Source organism: Cellulomonas uda (genome assembly GCF_006538705.1).
GTDB lineage: Bacteria > Actinomycetota > Actinomycetes > Actinomycetales > Cellulomonadaceae > Cellulomonas > Cellulomonas uda.
The window spans coordinates 1-24,959 of record NZ_BJLP01000046.1 but is presented as its reverse complement, the minus strand read 5'-3'; the positions used below and the strand labels follow the sequence as shown (position 1 = coordinate 24,959).

At 74.3% G+C, this 24,959-nt stretch carries 17 protein-coding genes; 11 read left to right on the top strand and 6 right to left on the bottom strand.

Features of this window, described 5'->3' with window-relative positions:
• Positions 1 to 93 precede the first annotated feature (93 nt).
• Positions 94 to 1,734: a DNA repair helicase XPB gene (locus CUD01_RS12760; protein ID WP_141321572.1), complete on the bottom strand. Its 1,641-nt coding sequence runs from the start codon at positions 1,732 to 1,734 to the stop codon at positions 94 to 96.
• On the bottom strand, positions 1,731 to 4,037 hold the full coding sequence (locus CUD01_RS12755) for a helicase-associated domain-containing protein (protein ID WP_141321570.1): 2,307 nt from the start codon (positions 4,035 to 4,037) through the stop codon (positions 1,731 to 1,733). The genes CUD01_RS12760 and CUD01_RS12755 overlap by 4 nt, the downstream gene beginning before the upstream one ends.
• A gap of 145 nt (positions 4,038 to 4,182) precedes the next feature.
• Here CUD01_RS12755 and CUD01_RS12750 point away from each other — a divergent pair, with 145 nt between their 5' ends.
• Positions 4,183 to 5,349: a M20 metallopeptidase family protein gene (locus CUD01_RS12750; protein ID WP_141321588.1), complete on the top strand. Its 1,167-nt coding sequence runs from the start codon at positions 4,183 to 4,185 to the stop codon at positions 5,347 to 5,349.
• An 18-nt stretch (positions 5,350 to 5,367) separates the two neighbouring features.
• Here CUD01_RS12750 and CUD01_RS12745 read toward each other — a convergent pair whose 3' ends face one another.
• Entirely contained in the window at positions 5,368 to 5,937 is a 570-nt protein-coding gene (locus CUD01_RS12745) for an arsenate reductase/protein-tyrosine-phosphatase family protein (protein ID WP_141321568.1), read from the bottom strand.
• Between the two features lie 143 nt (positions 5,938 to 6,080).
• On the opposite strand from CUD01_RS12745, the gene CUD01_RS12740 reads away from it, so the two are divergent.
• Both CUD01_RS12740 and CUD01_RS12735 read left to right on the top strand, forming a co-directional pair.
• Positions 6,081 to 7,913, top strand: a complete 1,833-nt coding sequence (locus CUD01_RS12740; protein WP_141321566.1) for a DUF4012 domain-containing protein — start codon at positions 6,081 to 6,083, stop codon at positions 7,911 to 7,913.
• Positions 7,914 to 7,985: 72 nt separating this feature from the next.
• Complete coding sequence (locus CUD01_RS12735) at positions 7,986 to 8,507, top strand: LAVTG motif-containing sortase-dependent surface protein (protein WP_094181860.1); 522 nt, start codon at positions 7,986 to 7,988, stop codon at positions 8,505 to 8,507.
• A gap of 84 nt (positions 8,508 to 8,591) precedes the next feature.
• Here CUD01_RS12735 and CUD01_RS12730 read toward each other — a convergent pair whose 3' ends face one another.
• Both CUD01_RS12730 and CUD01_RS12725 read right to left on the bottom strand, forming a co-directional pair.
• Positions 8,592 to 10,085: a sugar transferase gene (locus CUD01_RS12730; protein ID WP_141321564.1), complete on the bottom strand. Its 1,494-nt coding sequence runs from the start codon at positions 10,083 to 10,085 to the stop codon at positions 8,592 to 8,594.
• Positions 10,086 to 10,200: 115 nt separating this feature from the next.
• Entirely contained in the window at positions 10,201 to 10,740 is a 540-nt protein-coding gene (locus tag CUD01_RS12725; protein WP_141321562.1) for a spore germination YkwD domain-containing protein, read from the bottom strand.
• Positions 10,741 to 10,841: 101 nt separating this feature from the next.
• On the opposite strand from CUD01_RS12725, the gene CUD01_RS12720 reads away from it, so the two are divergent.
• Genes CUD01_RS12720 through CUD01_RS12710 form a run of 3 tightly spaced genes read left to right on the top strand, consistent with a single transcriptional unit; the run spans position 10,842 to position 15,204 of the window.
• The gene (locus CUD01_RS12720) at positions 10,842 to 11,225 is read left to right on the top strand and encodes a cold-shock protein (RefSeq protein ID WP_094181863.1); all 384 of its coding nucleotides are present in this window, start codon (positions 10,842 to 10,844) and stop codon (positions 11,223 to 11,225) included.
• A 2-nt stretch (positions 11,226 to 11,227) separates the two neighbouring features.
• Complete coding sequence (locus CUD01_RS12715; RefSeq protein ID WP_244937775.1) at positions 11,228 to 12,127, top strand: DUF3027 domain-containing protein; 900 nt, start codon at positions 11,228 to 11,230, stop codon at positions 12,125 to 12,127.
• Entirely contained in the window at positions 12,124 to 15,204 is a 3,081-nt protein-coding gene (locus CUD01_RS12710; protein ID WP_141321560.1) for a sacsin N-terminal ATP-binding-like domain-containing protein, read from the top strand. The genes CUD01_RS12715 and CUD01_RS12710 overlap by 4 nt, the downstream gene beginning before the upstream one ends.
• 45 nt (positions 15,205 to 15,249) lie before the next feature.
• Here CUD01_RS12710 and CUD01_RS12705 read toward each other — a convergent pair whose 3' ends face one another.
• Positions 15,250 to 16,704, bottom strand: a complete 1,455-nt coding sequence (locus tag CUD01_RS12705; protein ID WP_141321558.1) for a tyrosine-protein kinase domain-containing protein — start codon at positions 16,702 to 16,704, stop codon at positions 15,250 to 15,252.
• A gap of 299 nt (positions 16,705 to 17,003) precedes the next feature.
• Between CUD01_RS12705 and CUD01_RS12700 the strand changes: the two genes are divergently transcribed.
• From CUD01_RS12700 to CUD01_RS12680, 5 genes are all read left to right on the top strand, one after another.
• The gene (locus CUD01_RS12700) at positions 17,004 to 18,539 is read left to right on the top strand and encodes a sugar transferase (RefSeq protein ID WP_141321556.1); all 1,536 of its coding nucleotides are present in this window, start codon (positions 17,004 to 17,006) and stop codon (positions 18,537 to 18,539) included.
• Between the two features lie 226 nt (positions 18,540 to 18,765).
• Positions 18,766 to 19,830 (top strand): glycosyltransferase, encoded by a 1,065-nt coding sequence (locus tag CUD01_RS12695; protein WP_166772160.1) that lies wholly within the window; start codon positions 18,766 to 18,768, stop codon positions 19,828 to 19,830.
• A gap of 61 nt (positions 19,831 to 19,891) precedes the next feature.
• Positions 19,892 to 21,133, top strand: coding sequence for a glycosyltransferase family 4 protein (locus tag CUD01_RS12690; RefSeq protein ID WP_141321552.1), 1,242 nt, complete (start codon positions 19,892 to 19,894; stop codon positions 21,131 to 21,133).
• Positions 21,134 to 21,204: 71 nt separating this feature from the next.
• On the top strand, positions 21,205 to 22,293 hold the full coding sequence (locus tag CUD01_RS12685) for an EpsG family protein (protein WP_166772158.1): 1,089 nt from the start codon (positions 21,205 to 21,207) through the stop codon (positions 22,291 to 22,293).
• Positions 22,290 to 24,935, top strand: coding sequence for a glycosyltransferase (locus tag CUD01_RS12680; RefSeq protein ID WP_141321548.1), 2,646 nt, complete (start codon positions 22,290 to 22,292; stop codon positions 24,933 to 24,935). The genes CUD01_RS12685 and CUD01_RS12680 overlap by 4 nt, the downstream gene beginning before the upstream one ends.
• Positions 24,936 to 24,959: the final 24 nt, after the last annotated feature.

Here is a 24,959-nt window from a genome sequence, read left to right as displayed (position 1 = left end):
CCCCGCGGTTGCTCCGGCTCCGACGTCGGATACCCGGAGGAATGACGGGGTCGCGGGCGAGGGGTCAGGGGGACGACGAGGGGACGACGACGGTCAGGCGACGCCCAGGTCCTCGGCGTCCTTGATCGTGTACGCGTAGCCCTGCTCGGCCAGGAAGCGCTGACGGTGCGCGGCGAACTCCTGGTCCACGGTGTCGCGTGCGACCACCGTGTAGAAGTGCGCGGTCCGCCCGCTGGCCTTGGGCCGCATGATGCGGCCGAGCCGCTGCGCCTCCTCCTGCCGGGACCCGAACGAGCCGGACACCTGGATGGCCACGGACGCCTCGGGCAGGTCGATCGAGAAGTTCGCGACCTTCGACACGACGAGCTTGGAGATCTCCCCGGAGCGGAACGCGTCGAACAGGCGCTGGCGCTCACGCACCGTCGTCTCGCCCGTGATGAGGTCCGCGCCGATGTGCTCGGCGAGCTCGTGGAGCTGGTCCAGGTACTGCCCGATGACGAGCGTCGGCTCGCCCTCGTGCTGCGCGACGAGCCGCTCGACCACGCGGTTCTTGCCGGACGCGGTCGCGGCGAGCCGGTACTTCTCCTCGGGCTCGGCCGTCGCGTACGCCATGCGGTCGGCGTCGGGCAGCGTCAGGCGCACCTCGATGCATTCCGCGGGCGCGATGTAGCCCTGCGCCTCGATGTCCTTCCACGGCGCGTCGAACCGCTTGGGGCCGATGAGCGAGAACACCTCGTCCTCACGGCCGTCCTCGCGCACGAGCGTCGCGGTCAGCCCGAGCCGGCGCCGGGCCTGCAGGTCCGCCGTCATCCGGAAGATCGGCGCGGGCAGCAGGTGCACCTCGTCGTACAGGACCAGGCCCCAGTCGCGCGCGTCGAGCAGCTCGAGGTGCGAGTAGACGCCCTTCCGCTTGGTCGTGAGCACCTGGTAGGTGGCGATCGTGACGGGCCGGATCTCCTTGCGTGCGCCGGAGTACTCCCCGATCTCCTCCTCGGTCAGCGAGGTGCGGCGCACGAGCTCGTCGCGCCACTGGCGCGCGGACACGGTGTTGGTGACGAGGATGAGCGTCGTCGTCGACGACTTCGCCATGGCACCCGCGCCGACGATCGTCTTGCCGGCGCCGCAGGGCAGCACCACGACGCCCGAGCCGCCGTGCCAGAACCCCTCGACGGCCTGCTCCTGGTACGGGCGCATGGCCCAACCGTCGGTCTCCAGGGAGATGGGGTGCGCCTCGCCGTCGACGTAGCCCGCGAGGTCCTCGGCCGGCCAGCCGAGCTTGAGCAGCACCTGCTTGAGGTGCCCCCGCTCGGAGGGGTGCACGACGACGTCGGTGGCATCCAGCCGCGCGCCCAGCAGACCCGCGGTGCGCTTGGACCGCGTGACCTCGGCGAGCACGGCCGGGTCGAGCGCGTGCAGCACCAGCCCGTGCACGGGGTCCTGGACGAGCTGCAGGCGCCCGTAGCGGGCCATCGTCTCGGCGACGTCGACGAGCAGCGCGTGCGGCACGGGGTAGCGCGAGTACTCGAGCAGCACGTCGACGACCTGCTCCGCGTCGTGACCCGCGGCCCGCGCGTTCCACAGGCCCAGCGGCGTGAGGCGGTAGGTGTGCACGTGCTCGGGCGCGCGCTCGAGCTCCGCGAACGGCGCGATCGCGCGCCGGCACGCGTCGGCCTGGTCGTGGTCGATCTCGAGCAGCAGCGTCTTGTCGCTCTGGACGATGAGCGGTCCGCTCACGTGACCTCCTGGTCCTGGTCCTGGTCGGGCTCGTCGTCGGCCGCGCGCCGCACCGCGCCGATCCGGTGCACGGCGACCGTCAGCTCGGACTCGCGCACGGGGTCGGCGGCTCGCAGCCGCCCGCCCTCGACGCGCAGCGGACGCAGCAGCCTGCGTTCGGGCCGCCCGCTGGGTCCGACGAGCTCGACCCACACGTTCTCGCGTGCGGTGGCCGCCTCACGCAGGAGTGCCAACGCGGCGGCCGGGTCGTCTGTTCCTGCGGCGGGCGGGCCGCCGGGGGTCCGGCTCGGCGGGTCGCCGTCGTCGGGCACCTCGGCCGTGCGGCGCTGGTCCGACGAGCGCAGCCGGCGCACCAGGGCGGCGGCGTCGGTGGTGCGCGTGACCACGGGGGACGCGGTGCGCCGTGCGCCGCGGCGGCGGGCGCGCCGGACGGTGCGCTCCAGGTGCAGCACCTGGCCGTCGGGTGTCTCCGCGACGGGCGCGAGCCCGTGCGCGCGCAGCGCCTCCACCAGCTCGTGCGTCGAGGCCTGCGCCGCGAGCACGGTCGGCGCGAGCTGCAGCAGGCCGAGGTCCGCGAACCGCGGGTCGTCGGCGAGCCCGGCCAGGAGCGCGGGGTCGTCGGCCCGCAGGTACGACGAGGCGGCACCCGCGCGCAGCCGCCCGTGCCGCCGCGCGGCGTCCCGCACCAGGTAGTCCAGCGCCTGCGGGAGGCCGCCGCGCGCGAACGTCGTCAGGCGCTCGACGAGCTCGTCGGCCGTCAGCCCGTCGTCGAGCGCGCGCCGTACCGAGTCGGGCGTGAACCGCACGGTGACCGCGCCGCCGCGGCTCTCGACGACGGCGGCCCGCTCGAGCAGCGACTCGAGCGCCGCGCTGGGCCGCCCGGGGACGATGCCGGTGAGGTCGCCCTGCAGCAGCAGGTCACCCACCTCGGGCGACAGCCCCGCGGCGAACGCCGCCGCGGCATCGGGGCGTGCGTCCGCGGGCGTCGCGGCGTGCGACGCAGGCTCGAGCAGCACGCGCGCGGCGTCACTCAGCGCACCCGCGCCCAGGACGCCCAGCGTGGTCGCCTCCGCGAGCACCGCGTCGACGGCGCCGCGCGGCGGGACGGTGCGCGGGGTCGACCACTCGAGCGCCGCCACCACGTCGTCCGCGGCCGGCGCGCCCCCGGGCTCTCGCGCCAGGACGCCCAGCACCGAGCGGCGCAGGCGCGGCGCCCACGGGCGCGACAGCTCGGGGTCGAGTGCCGCGATCAGCGACCCGCGCTCGTCGCGCGAGCCCACGAGCCACGGGGTGCGCGTCGTCGCGAGCCACGCCGACGCGAGCGTGACCCACCGCTGCGGCAGGTCGAGCGCCGACCACGCGTCGGTCTCGGTCGTCGGCGCGAACACCGCGGGCTCGTCGTCGTCCACCGCCAGCAGCCCGGCCGCGGACGCGAGCTCGACGACGAACGCCGCCTCACGCTCGTCGACCTCGAGGGTCTGCGCCGTGCGCCGCAGCTCGCGCACCGCGAGCCCGCCCGCGCGCAGCACGCCCGGCGGGCCCTGCTCCCACGCACGCAGCAGCCGTACGACGAGCCGCACGCACCGCTCACCGGCGCTCGCGGACTCGGCGGCCACCGTCGCGGCGGAGCGGTGCGGGACCTGCGTGAGGTCCGGGGGCGTCGCGACGCCCCGGTGCGTGCGCCCGCCGCGCAGCACGAGCGCGACCGACGCCGGCAGCAGCACGTGCCGTCCCGCGCCGCGCACCAGCAGGCGGCGCGCGACGAGCATCGCGACGGCGTCCCCCGCGGGTGAGCCCGGCGCGGGCGCGAGGCCCACGGGCGGACCCCACGTGAGCGCGTCCAGCACGGCGCGCGCGGGGGCGGCGAGCGGGTCGTCGTCGGACGGCAGTGCTGTGGGGTCCGCGGGACCCGTGACCTCGAGCGCGAGGCCCGCGGGGTGCGCGCCCAGCAGCTCCGCGACGCCCGGCGCGAGCGTCAGCGCACCCTCGTCGTCCGGGTGCAGCAGCGCGAGCGCGAGCGCCTCGTCGGTCGCGCGCGCGACCTCGTCGTGCGGGCCGCCGGCCACCGCGTCCTGGATCGCCGGCCGCGCCGCGCCACCCAGCGCGGCCACGGCCTCGAGCACCTGCACGACGACCGCGTCGACGCCCGCGAGCGCGCGCTCCAGGCTCGCGCGCCCCGTGGCCCGCACCGCGAGCGACGTCAGGTTCCCGGGGAACGGCGAGGCGAGGTCCGGACGCCGCGTGAGCAGACCTGCGAGCTGCTCGTCGGACGACGAGCGCAGGAACGCGGTGAACGTGGGCATCCGCACCACGATACGTGGGCCACCGGCGGGCACGCAGCGCCGATCGGCGGCGCCGGTGCGCGGCGGGGTAGCGTCGGGACCGACGAGCACGCGAGCGGAGGACGCCGTGGGAGAGCCGACCGGCCTGTACGACGACGCGCAGTCGATGCTGCCGGAGCTCGCCCGGCTGCGGCACGCGCTGCACCGGGTCCCCGAGCTCGGGCTGCACCTGCCGCGCACGCAGGCCCTGGTGCTCGAGGCGCTCGACGAGCTCGGCCTGGAGGTCACGACCGGTGAGTCGCTCAGCTCGGTCGTCGCGGTCCTGCGCGGCGCGCGCCCCGGCCCGGCGGTGCTGCTGCGCGGCGACATGGACGCGCTGCCCGTCACGGAGGACACCGGCGAGCCGTTCACGTCCGAGCACCCGGGCCACATGCACGCGTGCGGTCACGACATGCACGTCGCGGGACTCGTGGGCGCCGCGAGGCTGCTCGCCGCGCGGCGCGACGAGATCGCCGGATCCGTGGTGCTCATGTTCCAGCCCGGCGAGGAGGGCGACGGCGGCGCGGAGTACATGATCCGCGAGGGCGTGCTCGACGCCGCGGGCGAGCGCGTCGTGGCCGCGTACGGCGTGCACGTCTCGGGCGGGCTGCTGCCGTACGGCGTGGTCGCCGGGCGCGCCGGCACCGCGATGGCCGCGCCCGACGACGTGACGGTCACGGTGCACGGTGCGGGCGGGCACGGCTCGGCGCCGCACCGCGCGGCCGACCCCGTGCCCGTCGCGGCCGAGATCGTGCTCGCGCTGCAGGCGATGGTCACGCGCCGGTTCGACGTGTTCGACCCGGTGGTCGTGACGGTCGGGTCGATCCACTCCGGGACCGCGAACAACGTCATCCCGTCGACGGCGACGCTCGAGATCACGGTCCGCACGTTCTCGCAGGACACGTGGACCGCGGCGCCCGAGCGGCTGCGCGAGGTGTGCGAGCACGTCGCCGCCGCGCACGGCATGACGGCCACGGTCGAGTACCGGCGCGGCTACCCGGTCACGGTCAACGACGCGCACGAGCTCGGGCGCACCGCCCGGCTGACGCGCACGCTGTTCGGCGACGACGCGTGGCTCGAGATGCCCCACCCGCTGGCGGGCGGCGAGGACTTCTCCTACGTGCTGCGGGAGGTGCCCGGCGCGTTCGTGTTCGTCAGCGCGATCCTGCCCGGCGAGGACCCCGCGACCGCGCCCTACAACCACTCGCCGCAGGCGCGCTTCGAGGACGCCGCGCTCGCCCGCAGCGCCGCGCTGCTCGCCGGCCTCGCCCTGGACCGGCTCGCCGAGGGCTGACGCCGGCGTCGTGCGCCGTCAGGCGCGCAGGGCCGCGGCGACCGACTCGACCGCGGGGGCGAGCTGGCCGAAGGACTCGCGGTAGAGCGCCGCGGAGCCGCCGTAGGGGTCGACGACGTCGTCCTCGCCCCGGCCCGCCAGGTGCCGCACGGCGGTGACGAGCCGCGGCAGGGCGCGCACGCGCGCGCCGACGGTGTCACCCGCCGCGCGCAGCTCGTCGGGGTCGACGTGCTCGAGCAGCCGCGCGAGCTCGAGCAGCGTGAACGTGCGGCGCACGAGCGCGGGCACGGTCTCCACGACCGCGGCCCGGTGACTGCGCGTGAGGGCGAGCACCAGGTCCGCATCGCGCGCGACGCCCGCGGTGAGCCGGCGCGCGACGAATCCGTCCGCGCTCGCCCCGGCGGCCTCGACGAGCGGCACCATCGGTGCGCTCACGGGTGCGCCGACGACGCCGCGGGTCCCGGCGGACGCGACGACGACGTCGGTGCCCGCGAGCCGGGCGGCGAGCAGGCGTTCGACCGCCGGCGAGCGGCAGATGTTGCCGGTGCAGACGGCGAGCACGAGCGCGGGTCCGTCGGGCGAGGTCACCCGGCCATGATGCCGCAGGCGCGCGCCGCATACGCCCGTGCGGCCCGCGCCCGCGCGGGCGTGCGCCGAGCCTGCCCGATGCGTCCCGGTTAGCATCGCCGGGGGCCGGTGGTGCCGGCCACGACGGCGAGCGTGGGGGCGCGGTGCAGCCGAGGCATGGCAGGCAGGGCCGCCGGGACGCGCGGCGCTCGCGCCGTCGCCGCGTGCTCGCGGTCGCGGGCGGGCTGCTGCTGGTGCTCGTCGTCGCCGCCGGGGTGCTGGCGGTCGACGCCGTCCGGGCGCGGGACGCGTTCGAGGCGACCGCGGCGGACGTGGTGCGGCTCCGCGAGCAGGTCACCGACCCGTCGTCGCCCGACGCGGGGGTGACGCTCGCGTCCGCGCAGCGCCACGCGCGCGCGGCACGCGACCACACCGACGGTCCGCTGTGGGCGCTCGCCGGTCGGTTGCCGTGGCTCGGGGCGGACGCGCGCGCGGTGCAGGAGCTCGCGCGTGCGGTCGACGAGGTCACGCACCGCGCGCTGCCACCGCTCGTCGAGGCGACGCGCGTCGTCGACCCGGCGGCGCTCGCGCCGGTCGACGGGCGGGTGGACGTCGCGCCGTTGGCGGCGGTCGCGGCGCAGGTCGCGGACGCGGACGACGCGGTGCGGTCCGCGTACCGGCGCGTCGCGGCCGTACGGACGGACGGTCTGGTCGCCCCGGTCGCGGACGCGGTCCGGCGGTTGCGCGACGAGCTCGCACGGGTCGCCGCGGACACCGGCACGGCGGCGCGTGCGGCGGCGCTCCTGCCGCCCATGCTCGGTACGGACGGGCCGCGCGAGTACCTGGTGCTGGTGCAGAACGAGGCGGAGCCACGCGCGACCGGGGGCATCCCGGGTGCGGTGCTGCGGCTGCGGGCCGACGACGGGCACGTGGAGGTGCTCGAGCAGCGGTGCGGCGGGGACCTGTCCGGCGCCGACGAGCCCGCCCTCGCGCTGACACCCGTGGAGCAGGACCTGTTCGGGCCGCTGCTCGGGACCGACATGCGTGATGTGACGTTCACGCCGGACTTCCCGCGCTCGGCGCAGCTGGCCCGCGCGATCTGGGCTCGCGACACCGGGGAGCAGGTCGACGGGGTGCTGTCGGTGGACCCCGAGACGCTCGCGCTGGTGCTGCGGGCCACGGGGCCGGTGGCGCTCCCGGACGGGACCACGCTCACGGGGCAGGACGCGGTGCGAGTGCTCCTCAACGACGTGTACGTGCGCCTGACCGACCCGCGCGACCAGGACGCGTTCTTCGCGCAGACCGCGGCGGCGGTGTTCGACCGCGTGGTCGCAGGTTCGTCGGACGCAGCCTCGTCGGACGCGGGCTCGTCCGACGCCGCCGGTGTCGTGGACGCGCTCGCCGAGGCGGCACGCCGGGGCCGCCTCATGGTGTGGTCGGCGCACGACGAGGAGCAGGCGCTGCTCGGCGGCACGGTGCTGTCCGGCGAGCTCGCGGGTCGGGTGGGGGACCGCCCGGTCGTCGGGCTCTACCTCAACGACGGGACGCAGGCCAAGGTCGGGTACTACCTCGACGCGGACGTGGCGGTGGACCACGGCGCGTGCCTGGCGGGCGGCGCGCAGCGGTTCGTCGTGCGCGCGACGTACACGTTCGGGCCACCCGATGGTGTGGCGGGGCTGCCCTGGTACGTCGTCGGGGACGGCAGCGTGGTCGAGCCCGGGCTGCTGCGGACCAACTTCTTGCTCTACCTTCCGGCCGGTGCGCGCATGGCGCGGCTGACGGTCGACGGCCGCCCCGCGCAGGTCCACGCGCAGGTGCACGACGGTCTGCCGGTCGGCGCGCTGACCTGGACGTTCGAGCCCGGAGAGCGGCGGTCGCTCGAGGTGGAGGTGGTGACGGGCCCGGGTGCGCCCGGGCCGGTGCTGGTGCGCGGGACGCCGCTCGCCTCCGGGTTCGACCGGGTTTCTGCGGTTTCCTCCTGCCGGGATCGGGGTTAGTGTCCTGATTGCGACCGGTCGTCGCCCTAGGCGACGGATCGCGGGCCAGTCAGTCATCAGGGGGGAGATGTCATGAGAGTGCGTCGCGCGGTCGCATCGGCCGCCATCGTGGGGGCGCTCGTGCTGTCCCCGTCCGTGGCCTTCGGGTACGGCGCGGAGGACTACACGGACACGGGGACGGCGTCGACCACGACGCCCGCCCCGGGGCAGAGCTTCACCATCAGGGTCGTGGGCCCGGCGGGTGCCGGCGTCACGCTGACCATCACGTCGAGCGCGAACATCCCGGACTCCGCCATCCAGATCGCCGGGACCAAGTCGCTCACGCGCACGACGGACGCGTCCGGGGTGGCGGTGTTCACCGTGACGTTGAACCAGGCGGGCACGTTCACGGCGGTCGTGACGGACACGGAGTCGGGTGAGGTGCTCAGCACGCAGACGTTCCAGGTCGCGGGCAGCATCGCCGAGGCGCCGGGCGGCAACCTGTCGTCCACGGGCTCGGAGGTCCTGCCGCTCGCGCTCGGCGCGGGCGCGGTCCTGGTGCTGGGGAGCGGTGCGGTGGTCTACGCGCGGCGTCGCCAGCACGCGCACGGCTGAGGCGTCACACGAGGGGGAGGGTCCCGGCGGACCCTCCCCCTCGCCGTGCCCGCAGGTCCGGCGGGTGCGCCGGGGCCGGGTGCGTCAGAACGCGCCCTCGCGGGCGAGCACCGCGCGCACGGTCCGCGCGAGGATCAGCACGTCCCCCACGAGCGTCCAGTTCTCGACGTACGCGACGTCGAGGCGCATGGCGGTGCGCGGGTCGAGGCTCGAGCGGCCGGAGACCTGCCACAGCCCGGTCAGGCCGGGCCGTACCAGCAGCCGCCGGTGGGCGACGCGGTCGTACGTCGCGACCTCCGCCTCGATCTGCGGGCGCGGCCCGACGAGGCTCATGTCGCCGCGCAGCACGTTGACGAGCTGCGGGAGCTCGTCGAGCGAGAACCGGCGCAGGACGCGGCCCACGCGAGTGACGCGCGGGTCGTCGCGCGGCTTGTAGAACGCCCCGACGCCGTCGACCCCCTGCGCGGCGAGGACCGCGGCGAGCTCGTCGTGCGCGCCCACGCGCATCGAGCGGAACTTGAGCATGCGGAACCGCTCGCCGTCCTTGCCGATGCGTTCCTGCGCGTACAGCACGGGGCCGGGGCTGCTGAGCTTGACGGCCAGGGCGAGCGCGAGCAGGAGCGGCGCGAGCAGGACGGTCAGCACCAGCGCGGTGCACCAGTCGAACGACGACTTCACGGCGTACCGCGAGCCGCTGAACCGCGGCTCGTCGACGTACATGAGCGGCAGGCCGTTGACGGGGCGCATGAGCACGCGCGGGCCGGCGACGTCGGTGAGTGCGAGCGTCAGGGCGAGGTCGATCCCGGTGCCCTCGAGGTCCCAGCCGAGTCGGCGCACCGCGTCGGCCGTCATGACGTCGGCGCCCGCGACCGCGACCGCGGCGACGCGCTCGCGGCGCGCGATGGTCGCGGCCTGCGCGTGGGTGCCGAGCACGCGGACGCCTGCGACCTCGGGTGCGGCCGTGTCCGTCTCGGACAGGCACGCGCCGATCACGCGGTAGCCGGCGCGCGGGTTGCGGTGGAACTCCTCGACGAGGGTCGCGACCTTGTGCCGCGGTCCGACGACGAGCACGGGGCTCACGTCGAGCCCCGCGTCGCGGCGCCGGTGCAGGGCGCGCCGCCAGACGAGCCGGGACGTCAGGAGCAGCGCGAGCCCGAGGGGCGCGACGATGGCGAGGAACCCGCGTCCGAGGTCCATGCGTGCGAGGAAGCCGATGATCGCGATGCCCGCGAACAGGTGCCACGTCACGACGCACACGCGCGCGAGCTCCTCGGACCCGGAGCCGAGGAGGCGGCGGTCGCGCGTGCGGCCGATGGTCAGGAGCGTGAACCAGGCGGCGCACAGCACGGCCGAGACGGCGAGGTAGCTGGGCGAGTACTCGCCGGACACGGCGACCGACGAGCGCAGCGGGAACTGCAGGGCGTAGGCGACGGCCACGGCGGTGACGATCGCGAGCGCGTCGGTGGTGGCGATGCGCCGCGCGTACGGGCCGCTCCAGGCGGTGAGCGCGCCCGGCGGGCTGGTCGCCGTGAGCGTCGGACGGCGGCCACGGACAGATGGGTGTGTCGTCGACGTCATGGGCCATCCCCCCGTGTGGCTGCCACTCGTCCCGGTGAATGCCGAACGTAGCAGGGGGCAACTGACAAGGCGACTGCTCGCGCCCGACGTCCCTCGTGGGTGGCGTCGGTGCAGGTCAGGGGCCGACGAGCACGAGCGAGCAGACGAGTTGGTCGCCGTCGTGCACGCACCCGGCGCGGGCGCCGGTGAGGGCGGGGTCCTCGAGGTTGGCGCGGTGGCCGGGCGAGCGGTCCCACGCGGCGACGACGTCGGCGGCGGGTGCCGCTCCGCGGCTGAGGTTCTCGGCGGCGGTGGTGAGCGGCGCGCACGCGGTGAGCACGTCCTTGAGCGGGGCGTGCGTGAGCTCGGCGCCGACGAGCGCGCGTGCCCGGTCGCGGGCGAGGTCGCCGACGCACGGCGCGTCCTGCCACGCGGGCAGCCCGGCCGCGACGTGCGCGGCGCGCGCCGCCGCGAGCAGCTCGGCGGCGTAGGCGTCGGGGTCCACGTCCGCGTACGACGAGGGGGCGGGACGCGAGGGGGCGGGGTCCGACGACGGCGCGGCCGGACCGGTGTCGCGGCGTGCGACGAGCACCGCGGCCCCCGCGAGCAGCGCCGCGACCAGGACGGCCGCGACGAGCACGGCGAGCCCGGGTCGGGTCGGTGTCTGCCGGCTCATCCCGGCGATCGTCGCACGGCGGACGGTGGCCCGGCACGAAAGGACGTGCCCGGCCCGGTAGCCTTGCCTCGACGTAGTTCTTCTCACGACAGGGGTCTGCCGTGCCTACCGGCAAGGTCAAGTGGTTCGACACCGAGCGAGGGTTCGGCTTCATCGCGTCCGACGACGGCGGCGAGGTCTTCCTGCACGCGTCGGCGCTGCCCGCGGGCGTGACCGCGCCCAAGCCGGGCGCCAAGGTGGACTTCGGCGTGGCCGACGGCAAGCGCGGCCCGCAGGCGCTGTCCGTCAAGCTCCTGGACCCGATCCCGTCGGTCGCCAAGGTGCAGCGTCGCAAGCCCGACGAGATGGTGGTCGTGGTCGAGGACCTCATCAAGGTGCTCGACCGGGTCGGTGGCGACCTGCGGCGCGGTCGGTACCCGGACCCGTCGCGCGGCAAGGCGTACGCGCAGGCGCTGCGCGCCGTCGCCGACGAGCTCGAGGGCTGAGGGTGGCGACCGCCACGAGGACCCGTGACGCCGTGCTCGGCTCGGCGGTGGACCTCGCGCGCGAGGTCGCGGTCGAGATCGCGTCCGACGCGTCGGACGTGGGTGAGCACCTGGGCGTGGTCGTCGAGGGCGAGCGCCTCGTCTCGCACCGGTTCGCGTGCCTCGCGCGCGGCTACCGCGGGTGGGAGTGGACGGTCACGGTCGCGCGTGTGCCGCGCGGCCGCACCGCGACGGTCTGCGAGGCGGAGCTGCTGCCGGGGCCGGACGCGATCCTCGGCCAGCCGTGGGTCCCGTGGTCCCAGCGGCTGCGCCCGGGGGACATCGGCCCGGGTGACGTGCTGCCGTTCCGTGCGGACGACCCGCGCCTCGAGCCCGGCTGGACGCCCTCGGGCGACCCGGAGCTCGACGAGGTCGCGATCGACGAGCTGGCGCTCGCGCGTGTGCGGGTGCTCTCGCCGCAGGGCCGTGACGAGGCGGCCGAGCGCTGGTACCGCGGGTCGCGCGGTCCGACGAGCGCGGGTTCCCTCGCGTCGTCGGGCGCGTGCTGGTCGTGCGGGTTCCTGGTGCCGCTGCAGGGTGCGCTGGGCACCGTGTTCGGGGTGTGCGCGAACGCGTGGTCGCCCGACGACGGCAAGGTCGTCTCGCTCGACCACGGGTGCGGTGCGCACTCGGAGACCGACGTCGAGCCCGTCGCGAGCGACTGGCCCGCACCGGACCCGCTGATCGACGAGATGCGCGTCGAGCTCGTCCCGGCGGCCGCGCCGCCCGAGGCGGACGAGGCGGCGACCCCCGACGAGCCGCAGGTCGTCGTCGAGGGGGCCGACGCGACCGAGCCGGTGCCGGACCACCCGGACCAGCCGGACCAGCCGGTGACGGCCGACCAGCCCGAACTGGAGCGGTGAGCCCGGACGCGTTCGGCACCGCCGCGCTGCGTGCGGCGGTCCTGACCGCGTGGCGCACGTCCCCGGCGCGGCTGCGCGAGGACGCGAACGTCGAGGAGGACCACGCGCGCGGCTACTACCGCGACCGCGTGGTCGTCGAGCTCGCCCAGAACGCGGCCGACGCGGCGGTGCGCGCGGGCGTGCCCGGGCGGCTGCTGCTGCGGCTGACCCGCACGGACGAGGGCACCACGCTCGTCGCGGCGAACACGGGCGCACCTCTCGACGAGGAGGGCGTCGCGGCGCTCGCGTCGATGCGCGCGTCCGCGAAGCGTGGCCACGCGGGGGTCGTCGGACGGTTCGGGGTCGGGTTCGCGGCGGTGCGCGCGGTGTCCGACGAGATCTCGGTGCTCTCGTCGTCGGGCGCGGTGCGGTTCTCGCTGCAGGACGCGGCCACCGAGCTGGCGACGCTCGCGGCGGAGGTCCCGGCGCTGGCGCAGGAGCTCGTGCGGCGCGACGGGTCGCTGCCGGCGCTGCGGCTGCCGTTCGCGGCGCAGGGACGCCCGCCCGAGGGCTTCGACACGGCGGTGGTGCTGCTGCTGCGCGACGAGGTCGCGGCGGACGAGGTGCGCGCGCTGCTGCACGCCGTGGACGACGCGTTGCTGCTCGCGCTGCCCGGCCTCACGGAGGTCGTCGTCGAGGACGAGACGTCCGACGGCGGGCCCCGGCGGATCGCGGACGTCGCGGCACGGTGGTTCGTCGCGGCGGCGGAGGGGGACGTGCCGCGGGACGTGCTCGCGGGCCGGCCGGTCGAGGAGCGTGACGCGACGCGCTGGCGCGTGACGTGGGCGCTGCCGCGCTCGGCGGCGGTGCCGCGCGAGGGCGCGGACCCGTTCGCGGTCGCGGCCGCGCGCGCGGCGGGGCCCCGGACGGTGCACGCGCCCACGCCCACGGACGAGCCGCTCGACGTGCCGGCGCTGCTCGTCGCGACTCTCCCGCTCGACCCGACGCGGCGGCACGTCGCCACCGGCCCGCTCACGGACCGGGTGCTGCGGCACGCCGCGGACGTGTACGCGGACCTGGCGCTCGAGCTCGCGGAGCACGGCGTCGACCCGCTCACGCTGGTGCCCACGGCGTTGCCCGCGGGCCCGCTGGACGCGGTGCTGCGTCCGCTGCTGCTCGACGCGCTGGCCGCCGCACCGGTGCTGACCGCGGCCGGCTCGCCGGAGCGCGTCGCGCCGCGGCACGCCGTGGCCGTGGTGGGGGCCGGCCCGCCCGAGGCGCTCGCCGCGGTGGGGCGGCGCGTGGGTGCGCTCGTCGTCGTGCCCGCGGGACGGCACACGCAGGCGCGCGCGGTGGGCGTCGAGGTCCGCACGCTCGCGGACGTGGTGGAGGAGCTCCCGGCGGCGGACGACGACTGGCGCGGGCTGTACACGGCGCTCGGCGAGCTCGCGGCGGGTGACCCGGCGGGGGTCGAGGCGCTCGCGAACCTGCCGGTGCCGCTCGCGGACGGGCGCGTGGTGCGCGGCGTGCGGGGCGCGCTGGTGCTCGCGGGGCCGCTCACCGAGGCCGTGACGCCCGTGCTCGGCACGCTCGCGCGGTGGGGCGTGCGCGTGGTCGACCCGGCCGTGGCGCACCCGCTGCTCGAGCGGCTCGGCGCGCAGTGCCCCGACGCGGTCGGGCTCCTGCGGCTGCCGCCCGTGCGCGCCGCGGTGCTCGCGTGGGACGAGGACGACGACCCCGACGAGCCGGACCTCACGACGACCGTGCTCACGCTCGTCGCGGCGCACCTCCCGCCGCGCGACCCGGCGCGCTGGTCGGCCACGACGGGTGCCGCGGGCGCGCTGCCCGACGACGTGCGGGAGTGGCTCGCGCTGCTGCCCCTGACCGCCGCGAGCGGGGAGCCGGCGCCCGCGGACGGGCTGGTGCTGCCGGGCTCGCCCGCGCACCGGGTGCTCGACGCGCGTGTCCTGGCGCCGGTGGCGAGCGAGCAGGTCGAGCGCTGGGGTGCCATGACGCTGGTCGCGGCGGGGGTGCGCGAGGGGCTCGTGACGGTGCGGGTGCCGGACGTCGTGACCGACGAGGAGCCCGTGCCGGACGCGCCGGGCGCGCTCACGGCGCAGGCGCTCGACGCCTGGCCGCAGTACCTCGAGCACCTCACGGACGTGCTGGGCCCCGGCGCGTACGTGGGCGACGTGACGGCGGTGGCGGACCTCGACGCGGTGGCCACCGAGGCGTGGCCGCAGGTGCTCGCGCAGCTGTGCGAGGAGCCGGACCTGCGCCGCGCGGTGCTGGAGCCGGTGCGCGGCGAGCACGGCGCGAGCGCCGCGTCCTACACCGCGTGGTGGCTGCGCGAGCGGGGGCCGCTCGGGGTCGAGGGACCGTTCGTCGTCGGCGACGGCCCGCTGCGGGCGCTGCTGCCCGCGGCGCCGCCCGCCGTGGCGCACCTCGACGTGGCGGTGCAGCGCGCGCTCGGCGGTGTGAGCGACCCGCGGGACGTCACGCCCGCCGCGTGGGCTGACGTGCTGGACGCGTGGGCCGTGGGTGCGCAGGTCCCGGCGCGTGCCGCGGCGCTCGTGTGGCGGCACGCGGAGCCCGACGAGCCGCCCGAGCGGGTCCCGGCGGTCGTCGGACCGGGGCGCGTGCTCGTCGTCGCGGCGCACGACGCGGCCGTCGCACCGAGCCCCATGTGGCGTCAGCGGACCGACGTCGCGGCCCTCGTCCCGGCGCGTGACGACGCCGACGCGCTGCGGCTGTCCCGCGCGCTCGACCTGCCGCGCGTGTCCGAGCTCGCGGCGGGCGTCGTGACCCGTGACGACGGGCTGCGGGCGCGCGTCCCCCGCGCCGTGCGGGACGTCCTGCCGGGCGCGCCCGAGCACTGGTGCGAGCACGAGGACCTGCGCGTCGACCACGTGAGCGTCGCGTGGTGGGTCGACACCGCGGGCGACGAGGTGCGGGTGCACGCCACCACGCTCGCCGGGCTCGCGGCGGCGCTCGCGCAGGCCGCGGGCCGCTGGGACCTGCGCTACGCGGTGGAGGCGGTGCTCGTCGACGACGAGCGCGCCGCGGAGGTCACGCTGGACGTCGCTCTCGACGACTGACGCCGCCGCCCCGGGAGGGGACGGCGGCGCCGGTGCGTACCGAGGTCAGGCCGAGTGCTTCGCGCGCGCCGCGCCCGCCTCGTCGTCCACGCGCTGCACGCCCGCCGGGGCCTCGTCGCGGCCCGCGGTCGGCAGCGGGCTGACCGACGAGTGGTCCGAGCGGTAGTGGTAGTACGAGTACGCGTCACCGACCGCGCGCTTCTGGCCGTTGACCACCACGCCCAGCACGCGCGCACCGACCGTCTCGAGCGAGCCCATCGACTCGCGCAGCTGGTCGCGGTGGATCTTCTGCGCACCGGCGATGACGAGCGCACCGCCCGAGATCTTCGCGAGGATCGCGGCGTCCGTGACGGGCAGCAGCGGGGGAGCGTCGATGATCACGTGGTCGTACTGCGCCGTGAGCTCGTCGAGCAGACGTGCCATCGCCGCGGAGCCCAGCAGCTCCGACGGATTCGGCGGGACCATGCCGGACGTCAGCACGTGCAGGTCGGCCACACCCCACGGCTGGACGACGTCGGCGACGTCGGCCTGGCCGATCAGCACCGTCGTCAGCCCCGCCGCGCCCTCGAGACCCATGTACTTCGCGACCGACGGGCGGCGCAGGTCCGCGTCCACGAGCGCGACCCGCGCACCGGCGTCCGCGAGCGTGATCGCGAGGTTGATCGCGGTGGTGGACTTGCCCTCACCCGGGACCGACGAGGTCAGGACGATCGAGCGCGGCCGGTCCGCGAGGTCGAGGAACTGCAGGTTGGTGCGCAGGCGGCGCAGCGCCTCGGCACGCTCCGACTGCGGCGAGCTGTGCACGATCAGCGGGTGCGCGTCGGCGTCGTCGTCGAACCCGATCGTCGCGATCACCGCGGCGTCCGTGACCTGCGCGACGTCCTGCGCCGTGCGGATGCGCGTGTCGAGCACCGCGCGCAGCACCGCGACGCCCACACCGATCGCCAGCCCCACGAGCAGGCCGAGCGCGACGTTCAGCTTGAGGTTCGGCGACGACGGGGACTGAGGCGCCGCGGCCGGCCGGACGGTCGAGACCTTCACCGACGACACGCCGCCGTCGGACGGGGTCTCCAGCTCGTCGATCACCGCGGAGAACTCCGTGGCGACCGTGTCCGCGATCGCGGCCGCGACCGCCGGCTCCACGTCCGTGACCTGGATGTTGATGAGCGAGGTGTTCAGGGGGGAGTTGGCGCTCACGCGCGTCGCCAGGTCCGCCGGCGTCACGTCGAGCCCCAGCTCGTCGATCGCGGGACCCAGGACCAGCGGGCTCTTCACGAGCTGCGTGTAGGACGTCACCTGCTGGCGGGAGTAGTTCGAGCCCTGGAGCAGGTCGCTGCTCGTCGCCCCGCCCTGCACGGACACGTACAGCTGCGTGGACGCGGTGTACCGCGGGGTCGTCGCGAGCGAGAGCCCGAGCGCCGCGCCGGCGGCGACGACGGTGATGAGCAGGATCGAGAGCCACCGCTTGCGCAGGATGCCGAGGTAGTCGTGCAGTTCCACTGGGGGTTTCTCCCGAGATGTCGTCTGGGTATGCGCTCGATTGTCGCACCGGTGGTACGGGCGGGGGCGGCGGGGATCTGGTCTCCTATCGTCCGATCGGGTGGCGGGCTTGAGCGAATCGGACATCCGTCTTCCGGCGTATGACCCATATCACCCGTCCGTGGCGCGGTGCGCATCGCGCCTGGTGAGCGCACGGCGTGGCGCGCATCACGTCCGAAGTTCCGGATTCCTCCTCAACTTGGCGGCGGTTCATGCCGATGCCCGAGTCAATCCAGCGCGACAGTTCTGCAGGGGGAAGCATGTCGATCGAGACCAACCGCGCGCGGCCGTCCGAGGTCCGGACAGGACCCGCGGCCCACCCGTCCACCCACGCGTCCACGCACGGCTCCGCCCGCCCGTCCGCGCAGGTCAGGTCCGTCGGCCTCGGGCTCCGCCTGCACCGCGCGCTCATCGGCGGTGACGTCGTCTGCGTGATCGCCGCCGTCGTCACCGCGTGGGCGCTGCGGATCGGCTTCGAGGGCGACCAGAGCGTGTCCGGCGACCTCGACGTGTCCTACCTGACCGCGTCGCTCCTGATCGCCGGCGCCTGGACCGCCGCGCTCGCCGTCGGCCGCTCCCGCGACCGCCGCGTGCTCGGCCAGGGCGCCGCGGAGTACCAGCGCGTGTGGAGCGCCACGTGGCGCGTGTTCGCCGTCGTCGCCGTCGTCGCGTTCCTCGTGCACGCCGACGTCGCCCGCACCTACCTCGCCATCGCCGCGCCCCTCGGCCTCGCGCTCCTGCTCACGTGGCGCGCCGTCGCCCGCCGCTACCTGCACCGGGTGCGCGCCCAGGGCCGTGGCCTGCAGGACGTCGTCGTCGTCGGCCCCCGCGAGAAGGTCGCCCACTTCCCCCAGATGCTCGGTGACGGCGCCGCCAGCGGGTACCGCGTCGTCGCCGCGTGCGTCCCGCACGGCGCCGTCGAGCCCGACGAGGACGTCGCCGGCGTGCCCGTGCTCGGCGGCCTCGACGACGTGCGCCTCGTCGCCGAGACCACCGGCGCGCGCATGGTCCTGGTGCTCGGCTCCGACGCCGTCACCTCCCAGACCGTCCGCCAGATCGGATGGGACCTCGAGGGCACTGGCATCGACCTCGCCCTGTCCCTCGCGCTCGTCGACGTCGCCGGCCCTCGCATGACCGTCCAGCCCGTCAGCGGCCTGCAGTGGGCGTTCGTCGACGAGCCCCGGTTCACCGGGTGGCGCTACGTCCTCAAGAACGTCTTCGACTTCCTCGGCACCGGCCTCATCACCCTGCTCCTGTCGCCCGTGCTGCTCGGCGTCGCCGCCGTCATCAAGGTCACCAGCCCCGGACCCGTGCTCTACCGCCAGGAGCGCATCGGCAAGGACGGCAAGCCGTTCCCGATGCTCAAGTTCCGCTCCATGGTCGTCGACGCCGACAAGCGCCTCGCCGAGGTGCTCGCCGCCGAGGGCCGCGAGGTCGGCATGTTCTACAAGCCCGTCAACGACCCGCGCGTCACGCCGATCGGCCGGTTCATCCGCCGCTACTCCATCGACGAGCTCCCGCAGCTGTTCAACGTCCTGCGCGGCGAGATGAGCCTCGTCGGCCCGCGCCCCCAGATCCAGGCCGAGGTCGACCTCTACGACCGCGCCGCCCACCGGCGCCTGCGCGTCAAGCCCGGCCTCACCGGCCTCTGGCAGGTCTCGGGCCGCTCCGACCTGAGCCCCGAGGAGTCCATCCGCCTCGACGTTCGCTACGTCGAGAACTGGTCCGGCTTCGGTGACCTCACGATCCTCATGCGCACCGCCAAGGCTGTCGTGGCAGGCGAGGGGGCGCGCTAGTGGGTTGCAGCTCGATCGTCGAGCGGACGTGGTGGACGCGCCGGGCGACCGGCCCGCAGGGCAGCACGAACCGGCTCGACCGCGATCGCACGCCTCGGCGCGGTCGCTCGACGACACCGACGCGACTGTCACGGCGCTCGGCTGTCCGGGGGGCGAACGACGGATGACGCTCGAGCGCATCTCGGATCTCGGAGTGCTGCTCCTCGCAGGAGGCGCGGTCCTGTTCGTGGTTGCTGCACTGCTCCCAATCGTGGTGGCCCTGCTCCCGAAGCAGGTCACCCGGCGAGCCGCGGCAGACCCGCTGCCCGACGCCCCGTCGATCGACGTGATCGTCCCGGCCTTCCTCGAGGCCGGCGTCGTGGCGGACAAGATCCGCGCGCTGCACGAGGATCTCGACTCCTACCCCGGCCGCGGCAGGGTCGTCGTCGTCGCGAGCGACCAGGCGACGTACGACGCAGCGGAGGCCGCCGACCTTCGGATCCTGACCGGACGCAACGGCAAGGCGATGGCCTGCAACGCGGGTCTCGACCGGAGCGATGCCGATGTCGTGGTCTTCACAGACGCCAACTGCGAGATCCTGCCGAGGAAGGAGTGGACGCGCCATCTCCTCGAGGCCCTGACCACCTGGCACCTCGTGTCGGGTATGAAGAGCGAGGAGGGCGGGAGCGAGGGCGCCTTCTGGAAGTTCGAGCGCGCCGTCAAGCTCAGCAGCCACGACTCCACGGGCACCCTCGCGGTCGCCGGAGAGTTCGTGGCCGCGCGGAGGCGCGACGTCGAGCCCCTGCGGCGCGGCGTCATCCTCGACGACCTGGACCTCGCCATGGACTTCGCCCTGCGCGGGCTCTCGGTGACTGCGACGCCACGCATCCGGACGACCGAGCCGGCTGCAGAACCCACGGACCAGTGGGAGCGGCGAGTGCGCATCGCGAACGGTCTCTTCCGCGAGGCGCTGCCTCGTGCCCGCGAGCTGGTGCGGATTCCGGTGGGCCGTGTCTTCGTCGCCCACAAGCTCGCGCGGGTGACGCTCGGCTGCCTGGGGTTCTGGGCCGCCGTGCTGGGAGCGTCGCTCGTCGCGCTCCCGCTGTCCGTCGCCGTGCTGGGTGCAGTGGTCTACGCGGTCGCCTCCTACGCTGGGCGCGTGCCGCTGCCTCGGGCGCTTCGACCCGTCGCCGCGATCTGCGGCCTGCAGGCCGCTCCCGTGTTCGGCTTGTCCCGGACGCTGGCGCGGGGCCTTCGTCGGACGCGGACGAGCACGAGCGCGGACGGGATCTGGACGAAGGTCGCTCGATGACCTGTCGCAGGCGAGGAGAACGGCTCGGAGCGCGAGTCGAAGTCGGACAAGGGGATCGGTCGTGAACGTGAAGTCTGTGCTCGTCGTGTCCGACAGCGCGCGGATCGACGGCGGTGCGGCGAAGGTCGCGATCGACACGGCCAAGGCCATGGCGCGCCGGGGGCTCGACGTCGAGTTCTTCGCGGGCGGCACGGAGGCCGACGACGAGCTGGCGACGGAGGCCCGCGTCACTCTGACCGGGGCGTCTGCGCTCGGGGACGGGAGGCGGACGGTCGGCAAGGCGATCCGTGGCATCCGGAACGCTGACGCGCGTGCGAGGTTCGAGCGTGTGCTGGCGCGATACTCCCCCGCGAGCACCGTGGTCCATTTCCACTCCTGGGGCTCACGACTCTCGCCCGCCGTGTTCTCGCCGGCGCGGCGCGCTGGGTTCGGGACGGTCATCACCGCTCACGACTACCTCCTGGGGTGCCCCAACGCGTGTCGGTACAAGTTCCCGCTCCAGGAGTCCTGCGACATCGCGCCCGGGAGCCTTCGATGCGTCGCGGAGAACTGCGATCGCGCATCGCGCGCTGCGAAGACCGTCAGGCTCGGCCGTTACGTGGCGCAGCGGTCCGCGCTCGACGGACTTCGGCCGACAGTCGTCTACGTCTCCGACTTCCAGCGTGCCCGTGTCGACCATTTCCTCTCGTTCGAGCACCGCTCGTACGTCGTCAGCAACCCGATCGAAGCCCCGGGGGCGTCCGGGTCCTACCAGGGAGAGGCGGGGCCCTTTCTGTTCGCGGGCCGGCTCGAGGCCGAGAAGGGCGCCGACGTCTTCTGCGAGGCGCTTGCGACCTCCGGTGTCCCGGGCGCCGTGGTCGGCGACGGCACGCTGCGCGACGACCTGAGCACTCGGTTTCCCGGCATCCCCTTCCTTGGCTGGCGTTCGGCGGGCGAGCTGCGCGAGGACATGCTCCGCAGCCGCGCGCTCGTCTTCCCGTCGCGGTGGTTCGAGGCGGCGCCGCTGACGCCTGTGGAGGCGCAGCTGGCAGCCGCCCTGCCGTGCATCGTCTCGGACGCGTGCGCGGCCCGGGACTCGGTCGAGGACGGGGTTACCGGTCTGCACTTCAGGTCGGGCGACTCCGAGGACCTCGCCCGATGCCTCCGGACGCTGTCCGACCCGGAGGTCCACCTCCGCATGCGGCGGAACATCGAGAGTCGGCGGGGCGAGACCACCGCCCGGCACTCGCTCACCGCGTACGTCGACAACCTGCTTCCCATCTACGACGAGGCCATCGCGGCCGGCGGCTCCGTTGCGGCCTGACGCGGGAGTCGGCACCGCGCACGACGCACGCCGGCGGGGTCGGTCGCGCACCGAGAAGGGGAGCTGAGCCTGTGACGGTCTACCTGGCGCTGCTCGCTGCCATGTTGTTCCTGGCCGCGGTGATCCGTCCGAACTCCTCGCGAGGTGGACGCATCGGGTACACCATCGCTGTCGGCGGGTTGTTGGTCGTGATCGCCGCGGTGCGGTCGGTGTCGGTCGGAGCCGACACCCTCCAGTACGTCCGGTACTACCCGGTGATCGGCTCGATCCCGTGGGCCAACCGGTCGGAGCTGCGGTACGAGTCCGGCTACTTCCTGCTCAACAAGGTGCTGTTCGCGGTCTCGGACGACCCCCGCTTGCTGATCGTGGTGACCAGCGCGTTCACGCTCTCGGTGATGTCCTGGTTCATCTACCGGATGTCGCGCGACGTCGTGGTGAGCTTCCTGCTCCTGGTCCTGCTGCAGGTCTTCGCGCAGACGGTGACGGCGATGAGGCAGTCGATCGCCCTCGCGATCGTGCTGCTGTTCGTACCCCTGCTGCTGAAGCGCAAGTACGTGTGGTTCGTCCTCGGCGTTCTCCTGGCGACGCAGTTCCACGCGACGGCGATCGTGCTTCTCGTCCTCATCCCCCTCGTGAGGATCCGCTTCGGCGCTCGAACGGTCCTGCTCAACGTCGCCGGGGCCGGGGTGCTCTTCCTCGTCGCGGGTCCGCTGCTCAGGCTGACAGCATCGAACGCCGACCAGTACTCCGACTACCTCGCGGCCTTCGAGACCAGCGGCGGCAAGACGGGTGTCGCGCTGATGGCGGGCTTCTACGGCGCCGTGCTCGTGGCGATGACTGTCTGCGCGCTCCAGGACGGACCGCTGCGGGCGGGCGCGACGTCTGCCGCGACGTTCCTGCTGCACGCCTCGTGGCTCGTCCTCCCGATGCTCGCGCTCGCGTTTGCGTCGAACACCTACCTGCGACTGGTGAACTACTTCGTTCCGTTCATGATCGTGGGCGTCCCGGTAGCGGCGAGCTTCGTGTCGGACAGGAAGACGCGCCAGATGGTGCTCGGCGGCCTGATCGCTGCGTCGACGGTCTTCTTCCTGGTCCTCTCGCTGTGGCGGCCTGAGTGGTACGCGGTGGTGCCGTACGAGTCGATGTGGTCCGAGCGATGACACAAGCCGAGGAGGTCGAGCAGACGAGCGGCCGAGCAGTCGCGGCAAACCTGTACGTCGCGCTCGGAGTGCAGCTCGTGGCGTTCGTGGCGAGCGGCGTGTCGGCCTTCCTCGTCCCGAGGGTCGTCGCCGGCACCGACTTCGGGTACTGGCAGCTCTTCCTCTTCTACGTCGGGTTCCTCGGGTTCGCGCAGCTGGGACTGAGCGACGGCATCTACCTGCGCATCGGCGGAATCCCCCGGCGCAGGATCGACGGCAGTCTCGTCGCGGGCCAGCTCGTCGTCCTGGCCCTGCTCCAGGCGCTGGTCGCCGTGTGCCTCGTGGTGATCGGGTCGACGAGCGTAGACCCCGACCGCGGTTGGATCTGGATCGCACTCGGCGTGCTCCTGCCCGTCTTCAGCGTCAAGCGCTTCTTCGGCTTCGTGTTCCAGGCGATCAACGAGACCAAGCTGTTCAGCGCTTCGGTCCTGGTCGAGTGCGCAGGCCTCGTCGTCGCCGTCGGCGCCCTCCTCGCGCTCAGGGTCGAGAACATCCGGCTGTACGTCGTGGCATATCTCGCGGTCCAGGTCGCGGCCCTCGCCTACTGCCTGACTCGTTCCCGGGGGCTGGTGAGCTGGCGGGGGCTTCGCCCTCGCGCCGTGCTCCGTGAGTCGGGCGTGACCATGCGGGCAGGGATCCCGCTGCTGGTCGGAAACTTCACCGGGACCCTCTCGCTGGCGTTCGCGCGACTCGCTATCGACCACGGGTGGGACATCGAGACCTTCGGTGCGATCTCGCTCGCCGTGACCGTGGTCACGATGGTCCTCACCGTGCTCGCTCAGGCGTCCATCGTCCTCTTCCCCGCCCTCAGGCAGCTCACCCCGGAGAGGGTCGTGCAGGTGGTCGCGCGCCTGCGTCGGATCGTGTACTTCGGGCTGCCGGTCGCCTACCTCGTCTACTTCCCGGCCTGCGCCGTGCTCGGGTGGTGGCTCCCGGACTACGCAGACGCGCTCCGCCTGGCCGCCGCGCTCATGCCACTGTGCGTGTTCGACGGCGCGAGCCAGGTCCTGTACGCCACCTACTTCAAGGTCGCTCGTCGCGAACGCACCCTCCTCGCCCTTAACTCCGGTGCGCTGGCGGTCTCCGCAACGTTCGCGCTCGCCGGGCTCGCGGCCCACAACCTCACGCTGGTCCTGCTCGGGCCGGCGTTGGCGGCCATCGGCAAGTGCGTTGTCGCTGACAGGATCGTCACGCGCGCGCTGTCCGTGCGAAGCGGGACGGGCTTGGCCTGGCCCCTGGTGATGACGCTGGTCTTCGGCGCGAGCGTGCGCTTCCTGCCGCAAGGACTCGCCTTCGCCGTCATGGTTCTCATCTTCGGAGCGGCGCTGCTCGCGAGGAGGCGGACCGTGGGGGCGTTCGTCTCCGGGTTCGTCCGACGAGAGCCCGATGGAAGGTCCGTCAGGGGACCTGATCACGAGACCGACCGCTCGCGCTCCCCGCGCACCGACACGGGTCGGCGGGGTACGGACGACGAGAACACGAGCGAAGGGAGGCTCGCCCCGGTGAACCAGAAGCAGCGTGTACGCCTGATCCACGAGACGAACCCTCACAAGTACTTCCCGGCGGTCTACGGCCTGGAGCGTGGGGGAGAGATCGAGATCGTCGGCCAACATCGGTACAGCGTCGCGCGCGGTTGGCTTCGCTCCTGGATCCGGGACCGGCGACCGTTCTGGGACCGGACGCGGATGTCCCTCGCCGACCTCGGGCTTCGCCTTCGCCTGCCGTTCCTCCATGACGAGGTCGTGGTAGCCGGCTTCCCCCCGTGGGACATCCGGATCCTCCTGCTCGGGCCCTTGGCGCTTCGCAACCGCGTCGTCTACCACACGTCGTGGCCCTACTGGAGAGGCGACAACGTCCCGCGCAGGTACGGGCCGCTCACGCCCCTTCTCCAGCGGGTGTGGGTAGCGTGGCTCCGCTCGCCGAAGGTCGAGACGGTCTGCATCATCGACGCGACTCGGCGCGAGCTCCTCGAGCGCTACGGCGTGGGCGCAGTGGTGATCCCGCACGCAGTGCCTGACGTCTTCTTCGACAGTCGGGTGGACGCACGGTCTGACGGGCCGCTGCGGCTCCTCTACGTCGGCTCCCTCTCGGAGGACAAGGGCGTCGACCGGCTGCTCGGCATCGTGAGGACGCTGACCGATGTCCCTGTCCAGCTGACGATCGTGGGCGACGGCCCCCTGCGCGAAGCATGCGCCGAGGCAGCGTCCACCGACGATCGTGTCCGCTATCTCGGTCGGGTTCGCGAGAGGGCTGTGCTCGCGCGCCTGATGGCGGAGCACGACGTACTCGTGCTCCTGTCCCAACGGCGCGAGGGCTGGGAGGAGCTCTTCGGCATCGTGATCGTCGAGGCGATCGCAGCCGGCATGGGAGTCCTCACCTCAGACCACATCGGACCGCGGACGATCCTCGGTGAGGCTCGGGTGCCGGGGCTGTTCAGCGAGGACGACACCGAGGGCGTCGTGCGGAGGCTGCGGAGGCTGGCCACGGATCCTCGTGAGCTCGCCGACCTCAAGCAAGGGCAGGCCGGAATCGCAGACGCGTATCGAGAGTCCGAGGTCGCGCGCCGCTGGCGCTCGGTGCTGACCGGTGCGGAGGACGCCTGAGCCTCCATGTGCCCGGGGGGGGGG